The following is a 20423-nucleotide window of genomic DNA, read 5'->3' as shown; positions in this document are numbered from 1 at the left end:
CGATGAGAAACCGCGCATCAGCCTAGACGCCAAAGGAACGCATTGACAATTCGATATTGTCGCACACATCTTGCACGGCCATAAAACGCGCAAAGTCTGTCGAGCAAGGATTCATCTTAAATGCCCGTAGTTGTTGTAGAATCTCCGGCCAAAGCCAAAACCATCAATAAGTATCTTGGTCCGGACTACACGGTTTTGGCCTCGTACGGGCACGTTCGCGACCTGCCACCAAAGGATGGATCGGTCGATCCGGACCATGAGTTTTCTATGACATGGGAAGTCGGCAATGACAGCCGCAAACATGTCAAAGCCATCGCCGACGCCTTGAAAGAAGATAATGCGCTGATCCTTGCCACTGACCCGGATCGTGAGGGCGAGGCGATCAGCTGGCACCTGCAAGAAGCACTGACCAAGCGCCGCTCGATCAAGAAAGACACGCCTGTCAGCCGGGTAACCTTCAACGCCATCACCAAAGAGGCCGTGACCGAGGCAATGCAGAACCCACGCCAGGTCGACATGCCGCTGGTCGAGGCCTATCTGGCGCGCCGCGCGCTGGACTATCTTGTGGGGTTCAACCTATCTCCGGTTCTGTGGCGCAAACTGCCGGGTGCCCGGTCGGCAGGCCGCGTGCAATCTGTCTGTCTGCGCCTGATCGTCGAACGCGAGATGGAGATCGAAGCGTTCAAGCCAGTCGAATACTGGTCGGTCCGGGCGCTGTTCGAAACCCCACGGGGCCAGACCTACGAGGCGCGTCTGGTCACCTTAGCGGGTAAAAAGCTCGACAAACACGATCTGGCCAATGCCACGCAGGCGGAACTGGCGGTTCAGGCGATCACCAGCCGTGCACTCAGTGTGACCTCGGTCGAGGCGAAACCGGCAGCCCGCAACCCCAGCGCGCCCTTCATGACCTCGACCCTGCAACAAGAGGCCAGCCGCAAATTCGGCATGGGTGCGCGTCACGCGATGCAAGTGGCGCAGCGGCTGTATGAGGCGGGCTACATTACCTATATGCGGACCGACGGCATCGATATGGCCCCCGAAGCCGTGGCTGCCACGCGCGACACCATAGCCGAAAGGTATGGCAGCGAATACGTGCCGGACAGCCCACGTATGTATAAAAACAAGGCCAAAAACGCACAGGAAGCGCATGAATGTATCCGACCAACGGATATGACGCGCGATGCCAAGGCTCTGAAAGTCACCGACGAGGATCAGCGCAAACTGTATGATCTGATCTGGAAACGCACGATCGCCTGCCAAATGGCGGCGGCACGCCTTGAACGAACCACGGTTGAGATCGGCAGCGACGATGGACAGGTGGGCCTGCGCGCCACCGGTCAGGTTGTTCTGTTTGACGGCTTCATGCGTGTTTATGAGGAAGGTCGCGACGACGTTGCCGATGATGACGAAAAGCGCCTGCCACAGATCATGCAGGGCGATCCGGCGCCATTTGCCAAAACCTCGCTAAAAGGTCAGGCTTCAAAGGCAGAAGACAAGGCTGCCATCCTGTCCGATAACGAATCCGTTCTGGCGCTGCAGCACCACACCCAACCTCCGCCACGTTATACCGAGGCCACATTGGTCAAGCGCATGGAAGAGTTGGGGATCGGGCGACCCTCGACTTATGCCTCGATCGTGACCACGATTCAGGACCGCGAATATGTGCGCAAAGACAAGAACCGGCTGATCCCCGAAGAAAAGGGCCGGATCGTCACAATCTTCCTGCTGAACTTCTTCCGCCAATATGTGGGTTATGAGTTCACGGCCAATCTGGAAGAGGAACTGGACGACGTCAGCGCAGGAGACCGCGACTACAAGGACCTTCTGGGCAAGTTCTGGCGTGATTTCTCGGCTGCGATTGGCGAGACGTCAGAGTTGCGGATTTCCGAAGTGCTGGACAAGCTGGACGAAGCGCTTGCGCCTCAGCTGTATCCACCGCGCGAAGACGGGTCAGATCCGCGTATCTGCCCAAAATGCGGGACTGGGCAATTGCATCTGAAAACCTCTCGCACGGGCGGGTTCGTTGGATGTGGCAACTATCCCGAATGCACCTACACACGACCCATCGCTGGTGAAGGCGCAGAAGGTGATGAACGTTTACTGGGTGAAGACGCAGGTGATGAGATCTGGCTGAAATCCGGACGGTTCGGCCCTTATGTTCAACGCGGCGAACCGACGCCTGAGAATAAGAAGCCCCCGCGCGCCTCTCTGCCGCGTGGATGGAGCAAGGACGACATGGACCTTGAGAAGGCCCTGACGTTGTTGTCCCTGCCCCGCCAGATCGGCGAGCACCCCGAGGGTGGCATGATCAGTTCAAACTTCGGTCGCTTCGGACCATATCTGATGCATCAATTGGCCGATGAGGCCAAGCCGGTCTATGCCAATCTCAAAGACCCAAATGATGTGTTCGAAATCGGCATGAACCGTGCCGTCGAACTGTTGGCCGAAAAGCGCGCCAATCCGGGTCGCGGGCGCCGCGCCGCTGCAAAACCGCTGAAAGAGCTGGGCGAGCACCCCGATGGCGGTGTGATGCAGGTGCTGGACGGGCGCTATGGTCCATATGTGAAGTGGGAAAAGGTCAATGCGACAATCCCCAAAGACATCAAGCCCGAAGATGTGACGCAAGAAATGGCCGTTGAACTGGTCAACGAGCGCGCAGCCAAGAAAGGCACCAAGAAAAAGGCGGCACCCAAAAAGAAGGCCGCCACCAAGAAGACCACCAAAAAGGCGGCCGGGTAGGTAGAAATACCACCACCCCCTTGGTTTCATTGACTTCCCAATGACGTGGCGGCACAACCTGCCCATCACCATGTCATTGGGGGAGTTTTCCATGAAGAAAGTCTATGCCAATGCCTCTGAAGCGCTCGACGGAGTGCTGTCGGATGGCATGCTGATTGCGGCGGGCGGATTCGGCCTGTGCGGCATTCCAGAGTTGTTGCTTGAGGCGATCAAGGATTCGGGTGTCAAAGACCTGAGCTTTGCTTCGAATAATGCCGGTGTGGATGATTTCGGAATCGGCATCCTGCTGCAGACCAAGCAGGTCAAAAAAATGATCAGCTCGTATGTCGGCGAGAACGCCGAATTCATGCGCCAATATCTGAGCGGAGAGCTGGAGCTGGAGTTCAACCCCCAAGGCACGCTAGCCGAAAGAATGCGCGCGGGTGGTGCTGGCATCCCCGGTTTCTACACTAAAACCGGCGTGGGCACCGTGATCGCCGACGGGAAAGAGCACAAGGACTTCAACGGTGAGACATATATCCTTGAAGAAGGCATCTTTGCCGATCTGGCCATTGTGAAGGCCTGGAAGGCAGATGACACTGGCAATCTGGTGTTCCGCAAGACCGCTCGCAACTTTAATGTTCCCGCCGCAACCTGCGGCAAGATTTGTGTGGCCGAAGTGGAAGAGATTGTTCCGCGCGGCTCACTGGACCCGGATTCTATCCATCTGCCCGGCATCTATGTGCATCGCATCATTCAGGGCAGCCACGAAAAGCGCATTGAACAGCGCACCACCCGCAAGAAGGAGGACGCATAATGCCCTGGGACCGCAATCAGATGGCCGCGCGCGCAGCGGAAGAGCTGGAAGACGGCATGTATGTGAACCTCGGCATCGGCATTCCGACGCTGGTGGCGAACTATGTGGGGGATAAGGACATCACCCTGCAATCCGAAAACGGCATGCTGGGCATGGGGCCCTTCCCATTTGAGGGTGAAGAAGACCCAGACCTGATCAACGCAGGCAAGCAGACGATCACCGAACTGTCCCGCACATCCTACTTCGACAGCGCCACATCCTTTGCCATGATCCGAGGCGGAAAAATTGCCGCGGCGATCCTGGGCGCGATGGAGGTGGACGAGAAAGGCGATCTGGCCAACTGGATGATCCCTGGCAAGCTGGTCAAGGGCATGGGCGGCGCGATGGACCTCGTGGCCGGTGTTGGACGTGTCATCGTTGTGATGGATCACACCAACAAACACGGTGACTCGAAAGTTCTGAAAGAATGCACCCTTCCGCTGACCGGGAAAGGCGTGGTTGATCTCATCATCACCAACCTGGGCGTTCTGGACGTTGTCGAGGATGGTTTGAAGATCGTCGAACTCGCGGATGGTGTGAGCGAAGACGACATGCGCGCTGCGACTCAGGCTAAAATCGTCGATTAAACAATCGTGTTCAGCCAAGGGCCCGCTCGGAGTGGCGGGCCTTTTTAGTTGGTGGTCTGAAACACGCAACCGTCAGAGATCAGATCAGGTGGTGTCGAACAAAGCGCACGCGCGATCTGAAACGCTGCCAGAACTTTAGGCACATAGTCCCGTGTTTCAGCATAGGGCGGCACACCGCTGTGTTTTCTAACGGCACCCTCGCCCGCATTGTATCCAGCAAGAACCAGAATCGGATCATTGCCGAACTCTTCCATCAGCCAATTCAGATACTTCACACCACCAGAGATGTTTTGATCCGGCTGGAAACTGTCATTCACGCCGAAACGCGCTGCAGTTGCGGGCATCAGCTGCATCAATCCCTGCGCCCCAGCGGAACTGACAGCATCCGCACGACCCGCTGATTCAACTGCAATCACAGCTAGCACCAAGGCTGGCGAGACATTTGTGCCAACTGTCGAGCGCAGGATATCCACGCCCTGTTGTTGTGCAATGTTCTGCAAAGTCTGAAGCCTGGGGGATTTGATACTCGTTGCTGACAGGGCCTGGATAGCGTCCTCCAATCGGCCAGCCCGAGCCTGCGCCAATTCCGGCGATATCCGATCCCAGAATGCTTTGTATGAACCTTTGGGGTTACTTTTGACACCTGCATCCGGCGTGATCGCTGGCGGAACTTTGGCTTTCTTGATGACTTCGGGCACGATCAGTTCGGCCCCTGTACTTGGCGCGGATGGTCTGGCGGCATGCTCTTGTGGAGATATCTGCACGGTCACGCGCGGGCGTTCACCGGGTTTCGGCGCCTTGATCCGTTTATATACACCGCGTGGTTCGCGTTCAGTTGCCCCTAAAGGCGCAACACTAACGGTTAAGAACACCAACACACCGGCGCATTGAAGTGCGTCCCGGAGATTCATTTGCCTGCCTCATGCTCTCTTTTTTCGGAAGTTGAACCGCAAAACGTCTCGCAAGGCCAGAAAAACAAAGCGAATTGGGGCAATTTCGCCTCATTTGGCGTTTTTTTGCACCGCCCGCCACGGTGAAAAGGGTGCCAATAAATATTTTTTTCATTTATTATCTGATAGTTACGTAATTCGTATCAAAAAAGTTAAATCAAACGGAAAAAAATATCGGTTTGGCCCAATTCCTGCCATGCGTACCCGTCAAACATAAGCCCATACCGAGACGGACTGGAGCGGACTGAGAGAGAAAGCTCTGAAAGACGCCAAGGTTCAACAGACTTTATTAGATCCTTTAGGAGGGACGTAACATGATCAAGTTCATCAAGAACTTCCGCAAAGACGAAGACGGCGCAGTAACAGTTGACTGGGTTGTTCTGACCGCAGCAGTCATCGGCCTGGCAGCCGTTGCATACCAGCAGATTTCGGCTGGCGCGACCGGCCTGGCGACTGACGTCAACACCGCCCTGAACGGCGCAACCATCTCGACCGGCAGCAACACTGCCGCAGGTGGTGTGACCACAGCAGGCAGCAACTAAGCGAACGCTTAACATTTGATTTAGAACCGCGCCTGTCCAGGCGCGGTTCTTTTTTGTTTTTGAGGTTCTTCCAGTGGATTCCGGTCGCGTAGCAAAAAGCCAGATGCTGATTGCCAGTAAATTGCATTCGCAGCTTGCCAGAACAACCATCCCCCAATTATAGCCTGCAGTGTTACTTTGGGCGGCAATCCACAAACTATGGCGCTATGCGCAATCTTTGGCCCTATTTCCGCCATTGATGTCACGCAAAAATGATCTCAGAACTGCAGCATATGCGGCCTGCACCCATGCTTAGGCTGCGCTAGACCACGGACTCGGAGAGGTGAGATGTACAAGTTCATCAGACGGTTTTCACGTGACGAAAACGGCGCCGTCACAGTTGACTGGGTGGTATTGACGGCCCTGATAATTGGAATCGGCTCGGCCTTGTACTTGGCGATCGCCTCAGCGACGAACAGTTATGGCGGAAACGTGAATACTGCGCTTACTTCCTCAACCGTCAGCACCGGTGACAACAACAACGCTGGCGGCCTCACGGTTGCTGGTACGGCTGGCGGCTCCTCTTCAGGTGGATCATCGTCCGGTGGGAGTTCGAGTGGCGGTTCGTCTTCCGGCGGTGGTTCCTCATCAGGCGGAAGCTCGGGCGGCGGTTGAACCTAATAGACGGTATTCATTAATACAAAAAAGACAAACGCCGTCGCATACTGCGCGCGGCGTTTTCGTTTCAAAGAGAGACTGAATTTCTACGGCAGGTCTCAGAACACTTCCAATGCAACAGTGTTAAGATTCCCGAGCGATTGGCCAATTTGTCCCATATTTCGACACAATTGCTCTGTAGGGATTATGCTGTTTAAAATTAGTGATACTGTCGCCAACCAGTCGACCGGCAAAAAAGTGAGGTACAAATATGCGAGCGGTATTCGGACTTGTTCTGATTGTCGGGGTGGCTCTGGCAGGGGGTGCCGTCTACATGGCGCGCAACTATATTGCCGAGTACCAGAACGAGCTTGCCCGTCAGAAGCTGGCGGCAGCCGAGGCGCTGGCCAATGCTCAGGTTGATGTCATCCCCACTGTAACTGTTTACGTGTCGAATCGGCCGCTGAAGTACGGCGAAGCTCTGACACCAGAGGACGTTCGCGCCGTCGATTGGCCCGAAAACGCGATTCCCGAAGGCACCTTCACCGAGATGGCGGTCCTGTTTCCGGAGATCGGACCGCAGGAGCGTTTTGTCCTTCGCACCATGGAAAAAGACGAGGCGATTCTGGCAGTTAAAGTTACTGAGCCGGGCGAAAAGGCTGGCCTGACATCGCGTTTGGAAAAAGGCATGCGCGCTTTCGCCATTAGCGTTGACGTGGCATCAGGCGTATCCGGGTTCCTGCGCCCGGGCGATAACGTTGATATCTACTGGACAGGTTCAAGCGGCACTGCCGAGGGGTCAGCCGGTGGTATTACACGTCTGATTCAATCAAACATCCAATTGATTGCTGTCGACCAAACTGCGGGTTCAGACGTGTCGCAAACGACAATCGCGCGAACCGTGACGGTTGCTGCCACACCCGAGCAAGTCGCGGCGCTTGCCCAAGCTCAGAACACGGGTCGTCTATCATTGGCACTTGTTGGCGTGCAGGATGAATCAGTCGCATCTGCAATCGAAGTTGACCAAAGAAAGCTATTGGGCATCGAAGAAATCGCGCCTGCCCCGGAAAAAGCGAAAGAGCAGGTCTGCACCACGCGCATTCGACGCGGTGGCGACACGTTTGAAACCCAGATTCCCTGCACAAACTAACGTCAATTCAGAACGTTACCGGTTCAGGCCGCGCATAAAGCGCGGCCTGAATTTTTCCATTGTTGCCTATTGTCCACATAAACAAAATTCCAGAAACCATTGATTATTGCAATAAATTCGGTTTTCGCGCACTGTCTTAGCCATAGGGCATCAGACCCAAAAAAACGAGGCGTGATCGGAGAGGCAGGTCACATGACAATACGTTCCTGGATCAGCGCAACCCTGCTGGGGTTATCGCTTGTTATGGGCCCGGTCGGCGATGCCGCCTGGGCCGAAACCCTTCGCGTGGTGAAAAAAGGCACAGTGGAAACACTGGATGTTCCGATGAACCGCGCAATCGTTGTGGAAAGCGAACAGCCGTTCGCCGAACTCAGCATTGCCAATGCGGGCATTGCGGATATCTCGTCGCTTTCAGACCGGACCATCTATGTTCTGGGTAAGACACCGGGCATGACAACTCTGACGCTGTTTGACGGCGCCGGCATGCTGTTGGCGAATGTGCGCGTTCGCGTTGCACCCGATGTGACGGAATTTAAAGAGCGTCTGCGTCAGATCCTGCCGTCAGAACCGATTGAGGTTCGCACAGCCAATGACGGCATTGTATTGTCGGGCACAGTTTCAAGCTCAGCTAAACTGGCACGCGCCCTTGAACTGGCAGAGCGCTACGCACCTGAACGCGTTTCCAACCTGATGTCGGTTGGCGGCGTTCAACAGGTTATGCTGAAAGTCCGTTTTGCCGAAATGAACCGCTCGGTTGCGAAACAACTTTCCTCATCGCTTTCCTTCGCGAGCGGAGACGTTTCAGGTGGTTTCAACCCTCAGAACCTTGTTCCTCCTGTTGCGGTGCAAGACGGTACGTTGCTGTTCGGCTTCGGTGTGGGTTCGGCACAGGTCAATGTTTTGCTTCAAGCGCTAGAAACAAAAGGCCTGGTGCGAAATCTGGCTGAACCCAACCTGTCGGCACTATCCGGGCAGGAAGCATCCTTCCTTGCGGGTGGAGAGGTTCCAATTCCGGTACCCCAAGACGATGGGGTCGTTGCAATTGAATTCAAACAGTTCGGCGTTGAGATGAAGTTCACTCCGCGCGTTGTGGACGGTGACCTGATCAACCTGGAAATGGGTACGGCTGTTTCGGCGATTGATACAAGTTCGAACTTCACGATCAATGGTGACATTGTGCCCAGCTTTATCACGCGTCTGGCGAAGACAACCATTGAGCTGCGCGATGGCGAAAGCTTTGCAATCGCAGGTTTGCTTCAGGACAACTTCACCGATCAAAACAACCAGATCCCGTGGTTGGGTGATGTTCCGATCTTGGGCGCGCTTTTCCGCAGTGCTGATTATCAGCGCGAACAAAGCGAGCTTGTCATCATCGTGACTGCGCATCTGGTCAGCCCGACACGCGGCGAAGCCCTTGCGTTGCCAACTGATCGCGTCAAACCACCCAGCGACTTTGACCTGTTCGTCACGGGCCGTGTTGCGCGTACGGAACGCCAAGGTACAGGTGCTGCATCCGAGGTTGCCAAACAGGATTTTGGCAGCTCTTACGGCTACGTTCTGGATTGATGAGGAGGATAGACCAATGAACAAGTGGATTATCACCCTGGGTCTCACAGTCGCCATCTCGGCCTGTACACGCGAGGCGGGATATGAGCTCGACCAGGGCGCATACGGCAACGCAACGCTCAACAATATCCAGGTCATGAATGGCGAGTTGACCTTTGCACAGATCCTGAGCCGCCGATTCGCCTCAGACGTTCCGGTTCAGATCAACTTTGCCTTCAACAGCGCACAACTGGACGCGTCGGCACAGAGTGTTCTGCAGCGTCAGGCCGATTGGATCAAACAGTTCCCCGAGGCGCGTTTCCGCGTCTATGGCCACACCGACGCCGTGGGATCGACCAGTTATAACCAAAGCCTTGGCCTGCGCCGTGCGCAAGCTGCTGTTAACTATCTGGTGCAACAAGGAATTTCGCGCTCACGGCTTGAAGCTGTGGTATCGTTTGGGAAAACGCGACCCCTGATTGACACGCCGAATCGTGATCGGCGAAACCGCCGTACAGTGACCGAAGTTTCTGGCTTTGCAGATGGCAGATCACAGCTGCTGGATGGCAAATATGCCGAGGTCATCTATCGCGAATATGTCGAAAGCGCGACGCGGCCGAGCTACATTGAAGAGACGTCCAGCACCTCAGCCGACGGTTGATAATACACCCGAAATAGGCGACATCGTCGCCTATTTCCCTACAATTGGTTCTTTTGCGCCAAATTCTTGCCCAACTTCACAGCGACATTGTCAACAATTGGGTGACCTGCGGCCTGAATTGACCGCTTAGGGGCGACAGCAAATCAATCGGCGTGATCTCGTCCGCAAGAGATGCTGGCCTCTCTCAACGAGGGTAGTTTGTATGACCAGCGCGACGCCGCAAGACAACAACACCGGTATCCTGGCCTGCACGATCAGCCGGGACGTCCAAAACTTCGATCTGCTGATCGAAGATATGGAAGCCGCTTTGGGTGAGCGTTGGGGCGATCTTGGTTTTGCCGAAGCCTTGGCGTTTTTCGGTCAGCCCGAAGCAGATTCCATGCAATTCGTGGCTTTGGCCATCGACGGCGAAGACGAAGACAACCTTTCTCTGATGGGTGAAATCATCACCCAGGCGAAGGAGAAGAAGATCAAAGTGGTGCTGATCGCCGAGGATGTGACACCCGCATCGCTCCATCAGCTTTTGCGCAAAGGCGCGGATGAGTTTGTGCCATACCCTCTGCCCGAGGGTGAATTGCAAGAAGCAATTGAGCGTATGAACCAGCCAGATCCGGTTGCTGCTGCACAAGCAGCGGCAGTTCCATTGGCGGGGGGCGACGCCAAAGAAGGCGCGATGTTCGTTGTCCATGGTCTGGCCGGGGGTGTCGGCTCAACAACCATGGCCGTGAATCTGGCCTGGGAACTTGCTAACGTATCTGACAAGGACGCACCGACGGTTTGCCTGATCGATCTGGATCTGCAATTCGGTACAGTTTCAACTTATCTTGACCTGCCGCGCCGCGAAACTGTGTTCGAGATGCTGTCCGATACAGCCGCTATGGATGATGAAGTCTTCTCGCAAGCACTTCAGACATATGAAGAAAAGCTTCAGGTTCTGACCGCACCGGCAGACATGGTTCCACTGGATTTGATCACACCGGAAGACATTCAGCGCGTCATCGACATGGCACGCAAGCATTTCGACTATGTCATCGTGGACATGCCGAAAACCTTGGTTCACTGGTCGGAAACTGTATTGCAGGCGTCCCATGTCTATTTTGCCATGATCGAGTTGGACATGCGGTCCGCTCAGAACGCGCTGCGCCTGAAACGGGCCTTGCAAGCCGAAGAACTGCCATTCAACAAGCTGCGATTTGCATTGAACCGGGCCCCGAAATTCACCGATCTGAATGGTAAAGGTCGCGTAAAACGCATGGGCGAAAGCCTTGGAATTTCCATCGATTTGCAACTGCCGGATGGCGGGAAACCCGTGATGCAAAGTGGCGACCACGGTCTGCCACTTGCCAACGCTGCGGCCAAGAACCCGTTGCGCCGCGAAATCGCGAAGCTGGCAAAATCACTCCACAGCCTGGGCAGCAGCGACGCTGAGGCCGCATAAATCATCCCAAAGGGGGGATCAGCCGTGTTTTCAAGATACAAGAAATCGTCCGAAGCGCAGCCGGTGCAGACACCGGCTAAGGCGCCCGCACCGGCAGCACCTGTAGATACCCCCGCACAAAATGCCATCGCAAGAAAACCGGTTCAGAAAAAAGCGGCAGAGGCGAACGGTGTTGATCGCGATCGCAAGCGCAAGGAACGCCTGGGCGAAATCAAGATCGAGCTGCACCGTGAATTGCTTGAGAACCTGAACCTTGCTGCACTGGAAAACGCTGATGAATCTGAACTGCGCTCAGAGATCAGCGCGATTGCCAGCGAAGTTCTTGAAGCGCGTAGTATTGTTCTGAACCGCGAAGACCGGACCCAACTGAACAAAGAACTTTATGACGAAGTCACAGGCCTTGGCCCATTAGAAACGCTGCTTCAGGACGACACTGTCAACGATATTCTGGTGAACGGCCCGCAACAGATATTTGTGGAACGCGCCGGCAAGCTGGAAATCAGCGACATTACCTTCAAGGACGAAAAGCACCTGATGCGGATCATCGACAAGATCGTATCCGCCGTGGGTCGTCGAGTTGATGAATCCAACCCCTATGTTGACGCCCGTCTGGCCGATGGATCGCGCTTCAATGCTATGGTGCCACCAATTGCGGTGGACGGTTCGCTGGTTTCCATCCGTAAGTTCAAAAAGGACAAGCTGGGCATTGACGATCTGGTCAATTTCGGCGCGTTTACCGAAGAGATGGCCGCCTATTTGCAGGCCGCAGTGTCGACCCGACTGAATGTGATCGTATCGGGCGGTACGGGTTCTGGTAAAACGACCACTCTGAACGCGCTATCCAGCTTTATCGACGATGCCGAACGCATCCTTACCATCGAGGATACGGCGGAACTTCAGCTGCAGCAGACCCATGTGGGCCGGATGGAAAGCCGCCCACCCAACGTGGAAGGTAAGGGTGAGGTCAGCCCGCGCGACTGTCTAAAAAACGCCCTGCGTATGCGCCCTGACCGCATCATCGTTGGCGAGACGCGTGGCGCCGAGGTGATCGACATGCTGCAGGCCATGAACACCGGTCATGATGGGTCAATGACGACGATTCACGCCAACTCGGCACGGGACGGCATCTCGCGTCTAGAAAACATGATCGCAATGGCCGGCATTGAGATGCCGATCAAAGCGGTCCGCAGCCAGATCTCATCCGCTGTGAACCTGATCGTGCAGGCCAGCCGCCTGCAGGACGGCTCGCGTCGCATGACATCAATCACCGAGATCACCGGTATGGAAGGTGATGTTATTTCGATGCAGGAAATCTTTAGATTTCAACGCGTTGGATTGACACCTGACAACAAGATTATCGGTCACTTCACTGCAACGGGTGTACGCAGCCACTATTCGGAACGGTTCCGTTTGTGGGGCTTTGACCTGCCTGCGTCCATCTACGACCCAACCACAGTGTAGGAGAGCTTAGTATGAATGTGCCTATGGAGGCGATCATCTATGTCGCCATATTTGTGGGGGTCCTTGCCCTAGTTGAAGGCATCTATCTTGTCGCGTTCGGCAAATCCATCAGCCTGAACAGCCGGGTCAACCGTCGACTGGATATGCTGGAAAAAGGCGCCGGGCGCGAACAGGTACTTGAACAGCTGCGCAAGGAAATGCAGCAGCATATGAAATCGCAGAGCATCCCTCTGTATTCATTGCTTGCAGACAAAGCGCAAAAGGCGGCGATTGCGTTCTCGCCACGGCAGTTGATCATGATCATGTGCTTGGTCTCTGTTGTCGCGTTTATGGGGCTGAGCATTGGTACCGCTACAGAGATCACCCTGCGCATCGCGATTTCAATCGCGATCGGTATTGGCGGTGTCTACGCTTGGGTGAACCACAAAGCCAAGAAGCGGATGAGCCTGATTGAAGAGCAGCTGCCAGATGCCGTCGAACTGATGGTCCGATCCCTGCGTGTGGGCAACCCGTTTGTTTCGACAATTCAGGTGGTTTCTAACGAAGTACAGGACCCGCTGGGAACTGAATTCGGTGTAATCGCAGATGAATGCGCCTATGGCCGCGATGTGGGCGAGGCGCTGAAAGACATGGCAGAACGATTGGATATGCAGGATTTGCGCTTCCTCGCCGTTGCTGTCGGCATTCAACAGCAATCGGGCGGTAACCTCGCAGAAATTCTGGCCGGTCTCGCACAGGTTATCCGCGCACGTTTCCGCCTGTTCCGCCGGGTCAAAGCCATCACGGCCGAGGCGCAATGGTCTGGTAAGTTCCTGTCTGGTTTCCCAATCGCCTGTCTGGTGTTTATCCTGGTGAAAGACCCCGGCTATTACGACGAGGTTCTGGATCACCCCTGGTTCATTCCGGCCTGTTTCGTCGTTGGCATCCTGCTGACGCTGAATCTGATCGTCATGAAGATCATCACCAACATTAAGGTCTGAGGGCGGTATCATGGAATTTCTGACCAGTATCAACGATATGCTCACCGCGAACCTTGGTGAGTTTGGCCCACTGATCGTTGTGGGCATTCTGGGCCTTGTGCTGATCGGCGTCGCCGTTTCGCTGATGTTGAGCCAGCCCGAAGACCCGTTGAAAAAGCTTCAGCGCTCGACCGCCGCCCCCAAGGCTGCGAAGAAGGGTAAAAAAGACAAGCTGCGGCATGGCAGCCAGAACGAACAACTTGAAAAGTTTGCCACTTTTCTGGAACCCAAGGACCAGGAAGAATATTCCGCAGTTCAGCTGAAACTGCGGCAAGCCGGTTATCAATCAAAAGATGCTGTTCGCTTCTTTCACTTTGCGCAGTTCGCACTTGGAATCACTGGTATCGTTCTGGGCGTCCTGCTGATCACGGTGTTGGCAGGGGATCAGGAATACACCAGCCAACAACAGATCATCCGCGTACTTTTGCCTGGTGGCATTGGCTACATGATCCCAAAGTACTGGATCACGCGACGGGTCGCCGAACGGCAAGAGGCGATAACATCGGGTTTCCCCGATACGCTTGACCTTATGCTGGTCTGCGTCGAGGCCGGGCAATCACTGGATCAGGCGATTGTGCGTGTCGCAGCTGAGATGAAATCCTCTTACCCGGACATTGCGCAAGAATTCGAAGTCGTTGCGTATGAGATGAAAGCCGGTAAGGACAAGGATACGGTCCTGCGTGATTTTGGTACACGCTGCGGAGTTCAGGATGTCAGCTCTTTTGTTACCGTTATGATCCAATCGGCAACATTTGGTACTTCAATCGCCGAAGCCCTGCGGGTTTATGCCGGCGAGATGCGCGATAAACGGGTAATGCGCGCTGAAGAGGCTGCAAACAAGTTGCCTACGAAAATGACTCTGGTCACAATGATGTTGACGGTGCCACCGCTGCTGATCATTTTGGTTGGCCCCTCTGCAAATGTCATTTCGAGCTTTGGCCGCGGATAAAGCGCTAATGAATACAAAACCCAGGTGCGTCCGATCTGGACTTCGCCGACTGCTTCAAGCCACGGTGGTGATAGCCACCGTGGCTTCTTGTGATCAACTTGGTAAACCCAACGGATTGGACGCGCCGGGCATCGACCCCGATGGTCAAACAAGCGACAACATCGCGACGGGCAACAGGTTGATGGCCGCAGGGGAATATGAACTTGCCCTGCAAAGTTTCAGCCGCGCCGCGCTTGAACAGGGGATGACGCCGCAAGTCCTGACATCGATGGGAACCGCCAATCTTGGATTGCGGCGTTTGGGTCAGGCAGAACCTTTGCTACGACGCGCGGTTAAAGATGATACCGAATGGCCTGTGGCCTGGAATAATCTGGGCGTATTGCTGATGGAGCAGCAGAAATACCCCGAAGCCGCGCAGGTCTTCCAACGTGCCTTCGCCCTGGACAATGGCGAAAGTGACGCAATTCGGGACAATCTGCGCTTAGCACTCGCAAAAATGGAAAATCCTGTTAATACTACTCCACAAGAACAAGAATATACGCTGGAACAGCGCGGCGACGGGCAATTTACGCTGCGCAAAATCCAGTAACCGAGGCAAGAGCAGTAAAGGACGCAAAAATGCGCCAACAATTCTTGATTCCGTCACTCATTCTGAGCGGGCTTATTCTATCCGCATGCGAAAAAGAATCTGCCGAAGAGCGGGTTGAACGCACGTTTCAGGAAGTGAACGTCATTGACGAAACCAACCTGAACGACGTTCTTCTGAACGCCTCAGATCCCAACGAAGCGGTGACCTATTTTCAGGGTGCCGCCGCCAAGAACCCCAACCGGATCGATCTGCAGCGTGGACTGGCCGTTTCACTGGGTCGGGCAAAACGTACCACCGAAGCAAGCGCTGCCTGGAAACGGGTAACGACCATGAAGGGAACCAACAGCTCAGACAAAGTCGAATATGCGGACGCTTTGGTTCGAAATGGCGATTGGGCGCAGGCCAAATCTGTGTTGGATTCAGTTCCCCCGACCTATGAAACCTTCAAGCGCTATCGTCTTGAGGCTGTTGTGGCCGATTCCAGAAAAGAATGGAAACGCGCTGATCATTTCTATGAAACAGCCATGGGTCTGACGACTCGTCCTGGCAGCGTCATGAACAACTGGGGCTATTCTAAACTGACCCGCGGCCAGTATGCGGAAGCAGAGCGCCTGTTTTCCGATGCCGTTCGGCAGGATAGTTCGTTGTTTACAGCAAAGAATAATCTGGTTCTTGCCCGCTCGGCACAGGGGAACTACAGCCTGCCTGTTGTGCCCATGTCGCAGATCGAACGCGCACAATTGTTGAACACGATGGGCATTTCAGCTGTCAAACAGGGCGACATCAATACCGCGAAGAACCTGTTCCGCGAGGCGATCTCGACTCATCCACAGCATTTTGACGAAGCGGTCAGATCTCTGCGCGCGCTTGAGAGTTCCACCTAAATGGAAATTCCTGTTCGCGCGGCGATCTGGTTCTTGCCGTTCATCCTACCGATCTGCCTGTATGTCGCCTTTACCGACATGCGCGATATGAAAATCAAGAACCATGCGGTTGTGGCTCTGGCTTTTGTCTATGTGGTTGTTGGGTTGATTGCCCTGCCCCCTTGGTCTACCGGCACAATCAGTGGCTCGCTAGGCCCCTTCCCGGTCGCCCTCTCTCCATATATCTGGCAGTTGCTGCATCTGCCCATTGTGCTGGTTGCGGGCATTCTTTTGAATGCCATCGGTGCCTTCGGCGCGGGTGATGCTAAGTTTCTGGCCGCGGCAGCACCCTTCGTCTGGATACAAGACCTGGGCGTTCTGATCGCGATTTTGCTGGCAACAGTGCTGGGCGCCGTTGCCACTCACCGGTTGGCCCGCCACACCAGACTGCGCACCATCGCCCCTCATTGGGAAAGCTGGGATCGCGGTAAGAAGTTCCCGATGGGCCTCGCTCTGGCAGGGGCTTTGGTCATGTATCTGATTTTGGGCACTGTTTACGGTTCGTAAACTATCATCTGTGCGCCATGTCGCTGCCTTGGTCCCGCCACAAAGCTGAGCCAGATTTCCCACAAGTGGCCCCTATGGGGGCATGTGTGTGATTTCAGGATAGACGAGCGCCGCGCATGAATATGCAAACCTCCGCCGTGATGGCCCCTCCTGCGCCTAAGGGATTGGGCGAAATGCAGCTTCCGCTGGTGATGATGCGGGACATCCTGCTGAAAACAGTCTTTCGCAAGAATGCCAGCACCGTGTCGGAAGTAGCCGAGGCAATCTGCCTGCCCGGCGCTGTCACACAGGAACTAATCGACATCGCGCGCGAGCAGAAACTGCTGGAAGCCACGGGCACCCTGAACGCGAACAGCGGCAACGAGATGGGGTACCAGCTGACCGACGCAGGAAAGGCCCGTGCGCTGGATGCGCTGAGCCAGTCGGAGTATTTCGGCGCGATGCCCGTGCCGCTTGATGTGTACCGCGAGCAGGTCAAACGCCAGTCGATCCGCAACATTCAGGTCACGCGTGAGCAATTGGTCGGCGCGATGGGCCATCTGGTCCTGCCTGACAGCCTGTTGGACCATCTTGGCCCTGCGGTCAGCGCAGGCCGCTCGATCCTGATGTATGGCCCTCCGGGCAATGGTAAATCCTCGATCTCGAACGGTATCCGCGATGCATTGGGCGACAATGTCTATGTGCCCTATGCCATCGAATATGCTGGTCAGGTAATCACCGTCTATGACCCGATCGTGCACACCGCGATCGAGCAGGAAGCCGACGATCCCAACAGCTTGCGCCGCCGCAAGCGGTTTGACTCGCGCTATGTACAATGCGAACGCCCCACCGTTGTGACGGGTGGTGAACTGTCGCTGTCCATGCTGGATCTGGTCTACAACCCCACCGCACGGACCTATCAGGCCCCGTTGCAGTTGAAATCGACCGGCGGCATCTTCATCGTGGACGACCTTGGCCGTCAGGCGGAACCGCCGCAGGCTCTGGTCAATCGCTGGATTGTTCCTCTGGAAGAGAACAAGGATATTCTGGGCCTGCAATCGGGTGAGAAATTCGAGGTTCCGTTTGACACGCTGGTCATCTTCTCGACCAACTTCCACCCGAACGAGATTTTCGACCAAGCGGCCCTGCGCCGGATCTTCTTCAAGATCAAAATTGATGGCCCGAACCAAGAGAACTTCCTGAAAATCTTCGCCATGGTGGCCCGCAAACGCGGCATGCCACTGGATGAGGCCGCTCTGGTTCACCTGTTGAAGGTCAAATACCCGACCATCGACAATATCTATGCGAACTATCAGCCGATCTTCCTGATCGATCAGATGATTTCGATCTGCGAATTCGAGGGCATCCCCTATCAGATGAGCCCCGACCTGATTGACCGCGCCTGGGCCAACATGTTCGTCAAGGACGAGAAAATCGTCAAATAACGCCGTGCCATTCCGGCACGAGGGCGGTTAATCTGCACCTATGACGCAGATTCCCGCCCGGATCGCCGATTGGTTTTCGGCCAAAGGCTGGTCCATCCACCCCCATCAGCAAGACATGTTCGACCGGGCGCGTGATCCGGCGACGCTGCTGATCGCCCCTACCGGGGGCGGCAAGACAATGGCCGGGTTTTTGCCGTCTCTGGCTGAGCTGGCCGTAGGCGCACATAGCGGGTTGCACACGATCTATGTCTCACCGCTGAAAGCCTTGGCGGCGGACATAAAACGCAACCTGCGTTCCCCGGTCGACGAGATCGGCCTGCCTATCCGTATCGAAGATCGCACCGGCGACACCTCGGCCACGCAGAAGAAACGCCAGCGTGCGGACCCACCGCATATTCTGCTAACGACGCCGGAAAGCCTAGCCTTGCTAACCTCATATGAGGATGCGCCGCGCATGTTTGATGGGGTGCAACGTGTGATCGTCGATGAAATCCACGCCCTCGCCGAAAGCAAGCGCGGAGATCAGTTGATGCTGGCACTGGCGCGGTTGCAAACCCTGTGCCCGGACCTACGTCGCGTGGGCCTATCTGCAACGGTTGAGGACCCTCAGGCTATTGCCCGCTTTCTGGCGCGTCATCCCGGCCCGTGTCGGATCATTCAGGCCGATCCCGGCCCGGATCCCGACATCGCGATGCTGGAAACAGACGAAATGCCCCCCTGGTCCGGCGGTGGGGCAGCCTATGCGATCCCGGCTGTTCTGGATCAAATCCGCCAACACAAAACAACTTTGATCTTTCACAACACCCGCGCGCAGGCGGAAATCTTCTTTCACAATCTCTGGCTTGCCAACGCAGACAGCCTGCCCATCGGCATCCATCACGGTAGTCTGGACCGCCAACAGCGCGAACGTGTTGAGGCTGCCATGGTACGCGGTGATTTGCGCGCCATTGTCTGCACCGGCTCTCTGGATCTGGGGATCGATTGGGGCGATGTTGATCTGGTCATCCAGATCGGCGCACCCAAGAATGTCAAACGGTTGGTGCAGCGGATCGGACGGGCAAATCATCGCTACAATGCACCGTCCAAGGCGCTTCTGGTGCCCGCCAACCGGTTCGAAGTGGTGGAATGCATCGCCGCGCTAGAGGCTGCGAAGGCGCATGAACTGGACGGCGACCCGCGCGGCGCAGGGCCCCGCGATGTGCTGTGCCAACACATCCTGATTGCGGCCGCCGCGGGCCCATTCGATGCGGATACGCTGTTCACGGAAATGACGTCCGCCGGGCCGTTTTCCGATCTGAGCCGCCCGGAATTCGACGCCTGTCTGGATTTCTGCGCCACCGGGGGCTACGCCCTGCGCGCCTATGACCGCTGGCAGAGACTACAACAGCGCTCTGATGGGCGGTGGCAGTTGCGCGACCCCCGCGCCGCTGCACGTATCCGCATGAACCTTGGCACCATTCAGGATACCGATACGCTCAAGGTTCGGCTGAGGCGTAACAGGGGCGGCAAACCTCTGGGCGAGGTTGAAGAGGCGTTCGCAGCTTCTCTCACCCCCGGCGATACTTTTCTGATTGGCGGTCAGATCGTGCGTTATGAGGGGCTGCGTGAGATGGTGGTCGAGGTCAGCCGTCGTGCTGATAAGAAACCCAAAATTGCCACCTTCGCAGGGACGAAATTTGCTACCTCCACCCAACTGAGCGACCGCATCCTGCGCATGTTCGCACAACCCGATTGGCCTCAGTTGCCTCGTCACACTGCAGACTGGTTGGCCTTGCAGAGGGACATATCCCGATTGCCCCAACGTGATCGCCTGTTGATTGAGAGCTTTCCAAGCGACGGACGAGAGCACCTATGCGTTTACGGCTTCGCTGGACGCAATGCCCAGCAGACTTTGGGCTTACTGCTCACCAAACGCATGGAAGAAACCGGGTTCGCGCCCTTGGGTTTTGTTGCAACGGATTACGCAACTTTGATCTGGGGCTTGGATGCGGTGACCGATCCCAGCCCTCTTTTCCAACTCGACGCTTTGCGACAGGGATTGGACACATGGTTGGCTGGCAATGCCGTTATGAAACGCACCTTTCGTGCCTCGGCCACAATCGCCGGCCTGATCGAACGCAACACCGGCGGGCAACGCAAAAGCGGACGGCAGGCCACGTTTTCGTCAGATATCCTCTACGACACGCTATTGAAATATGACCCCGACCATCTGCTGATGCAGATCACCCGAGAGGAGGCTATGCGCGGGCTGGTTGATTTTGGACGTATCGAGGCAATGGTCGCACGGATCGGAGATCGGATTGATCTGCTGCGGCTTGACCGTATCACACCGTTGGCTGCGCCTCTGTTTCTGGAGGTTGGAAAGATCCCGGTCAAAGGCGCGGCCGAGGAACGGTTGCTTGCAGAAGAAAGCGCACGGCTGCTGGAAGCTGCCGGGCTGAACCAGCTGTAACCCCTTGCGCATTGAA

17 protein-coding genes are annotated in these 20423 nt (G+C 55.8%); 16 read left to right on the top strand and 1 reads right to left on the bottom strand.

The window, feature by feature from the left end; all coding sequences use genetic code 11:
* The first annotated feature begins 120 nt into the window (after positions 1 to 120).
* The 3 genes from topA (at position 121) to ACR0JX_RS05315 (ending at position 4161) form a co-directional block, all read left to right on the top strand.
* Complete coding sequence (topA, locus tag ACR0JX_RS05325; protein WP_480542053.1) at positions 121 to 2739, top strand: type I DNA topoisomerase; 2619 nt, start codon at positions 121 to 123, stop codon at positions 2737 to 2739.
* 91 nt (positions 2740 to 2830) lie between these two features.
* Positions 2831 to 3535 carry a CoA transferase subunit A gene (locus ACR0JX_RS05320; RefSeq protein WP_353013719.1) on the top strand — a complete coding sequence of 235 codons (705 nt, stop codon included), beginning with the start codon at positions 2831 to 2833 and terminating at the stop codon, positions 3533 to 3535.
* Complete coding sequence (locus tag ACR0JX_RS05315) at positions 3535 to 4161, top strand: 3-oxoacid CoA-transferase subunit B (protein ID WP_480542051.1); 627 nt, start codon at positions 3535 to 3537, stop codon at positions 4159 to 4161. Before ACR0JX_RS05320 ends, ACR0JX_RS05315 begins: the two co-directional genes overlap by 1 nt.
* Positions 4162 to 4205: 44 nt before the next feature.
* Here ACR0JX_RS05315 and ACR0JX_RS05310 read toward each other — a convergent pair whose 3' ends face one another.
* The gene (locus ACR0JX_RS05310) at positions 4206 to 5072 is read right to left on the bottom strand and encodes a lytic transglycosylase domain-containing protein (protein ID WP_480542049.1); all 867 of its coding nucleotides are present in this window, start codon (positions 5070 to 5072) and stop codon (positions 4206 to 4208) included.
* Positions 5073 to 5425: 353 nt separating this feature from the next.
* Between ACR0JX_RS05310 and ACR0JX_RS05305 the strand changes: the two genes are divergently transcribed.
* The 13 genes from ACR0JX_RS05305 to ACR0JX_RS05245 all read left to right on the top strand — a co-directional run bounded on the left by ACR0JX_RS05305 (position 5426) and on the right by ACR0JX_RS05245 (position 20407).
* Positions 5426 to 5653 carry a Flp family type IVb pilin gene (locus ACR0JX_RS05305; RefSeq protein ID WP_480542047.1) on the top strand — a complete coding sequence of 76 codons (228 nt, stop codon included), beginning with the start codon at positions 5426 to 5428 and terminating at the stop codon, positions 5651 to 5653.
* Between the two features lie 907 nt (positions 5654 to 6560).
* The gene (cpaB, locus tag ACR0JX_RS05300; protein WP_480542045.1) at positions 6561 to 7439 is read left to right on the top strand and encodes a Flp pilus assembly protein CpaB; all 879 of its coding nucleotides are present in this window, start codon (positions 6561 to 6563) and stop codon (positions 7437 to 7439) included.
* A gap of 192 nt (positions 7440 to 7631) precedes the next feature.
* Positions 7632 to 9005 carry a type II and III secretion system protein family protein gene (locus ACR0JX_RS05295; protein ID WP_480542043.1) on the top strand — a complete coding sequence of 458 codons (1374 nt, stop codon included), beginning with the start codon at positions 7632 to 7634 and terminating at the stop codon, positions 9003 to 9005.
* Between the two features lie 16 nt (positions 9006 to 9021).
* Positions 9022 to 9645, top strand: coding sequence for an OmpA family protein (locus ACR0JX_RS05290; RefSeq protein WP_480542041.1), 624 nt, complete (start codon positions 9022 to 9024; stop codon positions 9643 to 9645).
* A 202-nt stretch (positions 9646 to 9847) separates the two neighbouring features.
* Positions 9848 to 11083, top strand: a complete 1236-nt coding sequence (locus ACR0JX_RS05285; RefSeq protein WP_480542039.1) for a CpaE/TadZ family protein — start codon at positions 9848 to 9850, stop codon at positions 11081 to 11083.
* A 24-nt stretch (positions 11084 to 11107) separates the two neighbouring features.
* On the top strand, positions 11108 to 12544 hold the full coding sequence (locus ACR0JX_RS05280; protein ID WP_480542037.1) for a TadA family conjugal transfer-associated ATPase: 1437 nt from the start codon (positions 11108 to 11110) through the stop codon (positions 12542 to 12544).
* Between the two features lie 11 nt (positions 12545 to 12555).
* Entirely contained in the window at positions 12556 to 13524 is a 969-nt protein-coding gene (locus tag ACR0JX_RS05275; RefSeq protein WP_170531007.1) for a type II secretion system F family protein, read from the top strand.
* A 10-nt stretch (positions 13525 to 13534) separates the two neighbouring features.
* Positions 13535 to 14512 carry a type II secretion system F family protein gene (locus ACR0JX_RS05270; RefSeq protein WP_480542035.1) on the top strand — a complete coding sequence of 326 codons (978 nt, stop codon included), beginning with the start codon at positions 13535 to 13537 and terminating at the stop codon, positions 14510 to 14512.
* Positions 14513 to 14519: 7 nt separating this feature from the next.
* Positions 14520 to 15101: a tetratricopeptide repeat protein gene (locus tag ACR0JX_RS05265; protein WP_480542974.1), complete on the top strand. Its 582-nt coding sequence runs from the start codon at positions 14520 to 14522 to the stop codon at positions 15099 to 15101.
* 29 nt (positions 15102 to 15130) lie between these two features.
* Positions 15131 to 15985, top strand: a complete 855-nt coding sequence (locus tag ACR0JX_RS05260) for a tetratricopeptide repeat protein (RefSeq protein WP_170531013.1) — start codon at positions 15131 to 15133, stop codon at positions 15983 to 15985.
* A complete protein-coding gene (locus tag ACR0JX_RS05255) occupies positions 15986 to 16531 on the top strand; it encodes a prepilin peptidase (RefSeq protein WP_480542033.1) in 546 nt (181 codons plus the stop codon).
* A 116-nt stretch (positions 16532 to 16647) separates the two neighbouring features.
* Entirely contained in the window at positions 16648 to 17955 is a 1308-nt protein-coding gene (locus tag ACR0JX_RS05250) for an ATPase (RefSeq protein ID WP_170531017.1), read from the top strand.
* Positions 17956 to 17995: 40 nt separating this feature from the next.
* Entirely contained in the window at positions 17996 to 20407 is a 2412-nt protein-coding gene (locus ACR0JX_RS05245; protein WP_480542031.1) for a ligase-associated DNA damage response DEXH box helicase, read from the top strand.
* Positions 20408 to 20423: the final 16 nt, after the last annotated feature.

This window comes from Ruegeria sp. AH7, assembly GCF_056541325.1.
The sequence above is the reverse complement of the archived record's forward strand: the minus strand, read 5'-3'. Positions and strand labels throughout refer to the sequence as shown.

Coding starts and splice junctions, on each gene's coding strand:
- ACR0JX_RS05275 (WP_170531007.1), top strand. CDS start 12,556: ATGAATGTGCCTATGGAGGCGATCATCTATGTCGCCATATTTGTGGGG.
- ACR0JX_RS05295 (WP_480542043.1), top strand. CDS start 7,632: ATGACAATACGTTCCTGGATCAGCGCAACCCTGCTGGGGTTATCGCTT.
- ACR0JX_RS05305 (WP_480542047.1), top strand. CDS start 5,426: ATGATCAAGTTCATCAAGAACTTCCGCAAAGACGAAGACGGCGCAGTA.
- topA (WP_480542053.1), top strand. CDS start 121: ATGCCCGTAGTTGTTGTAGAATCTCCGGCCAAAGCCAAAACCATCAAT.
- ACR0JX_RS05315 (WP_480542051.1), top strand. CDS start 3,535: ATGCCCTGGGACCGCAATCAGATGGCCGCGCGCGCAGCGGAAGAGCTG.
- ACR0JX_RS05320 (WP_353013719.1), top strand. CDS start 2,831: ATGAAGAAAGTCTATGCCAATGCCTCTGAAGCGCTCGACGGAGTGCTG.
- ACR0JX_RS05255 (WP_480542033.1), top strand. CDS start 15,986: ATGGAAATTCCTGTTCGCGCGGCGATCTGGTTCTTGCCGTTCATCCTA.
- ACR0JX_RS05290 (WP_480542041.1), top strand. CDS start 9,022: ATGAACAAGTGGATTATCACCCTGGGTCTCACAGTCGCCATCTCGGCC.
- ACR0JX_RS05260 (WP_170531013.1), top strand. CDS start 15,131: ATGCGCCAACAATTCTTGATTCCGTCACTCATTCTGAGCGGGCTTATT.
- ACR0JX_RS05285 (WP_480542039.1), top strand. CDS start 9,848: ATGACCAGCGCGACGCCGCAAGACAACAACACCGGTATCCTGGCCTGC.
- cpaB (WP_480542045.1), top strand. CDS start 6,561: ATGCGAGCGGTATTCGGACTTGTTCTGATTGTCGGGGTGGCTCTGGCA.
- ACR0JX_RS05245 (WP_480542031.1), top strand. CDS start 17,996: ATGACGCAGATTCCCGCCCGGATCGCCGATTGGTTTTCGGCCAAAGGC.
- ACR0JX_RS05265 (WP_480542974.1), top strand. CDS start 14,520: ATGAATACAAAACCCAGGTGCGTCCGATCTGGACTTCGCCGACTGCTT.
- ACR0JX_RS05270 (WP_480542035.1), top strand. CDS start 13,535: ATGGAATTTCTGACCAGTATCAACGATATGCTCACCGCGAACCTTGGT.
- ACR0JX_RS05250 (WP_170531017.1), top strand. CDS start 16,648: ATGAATATGCAAACCTCCGCCGTGATGGCCCCTCCTGCGCCTAAGGGA.
- ACR0JX_RS05310 (WP_480542049.1), bottom strand. CDS start 5,072: ATGAATCTCCGGGACGCACTTCAATGCGCCGGTGTGTTGGTGTTCTTA.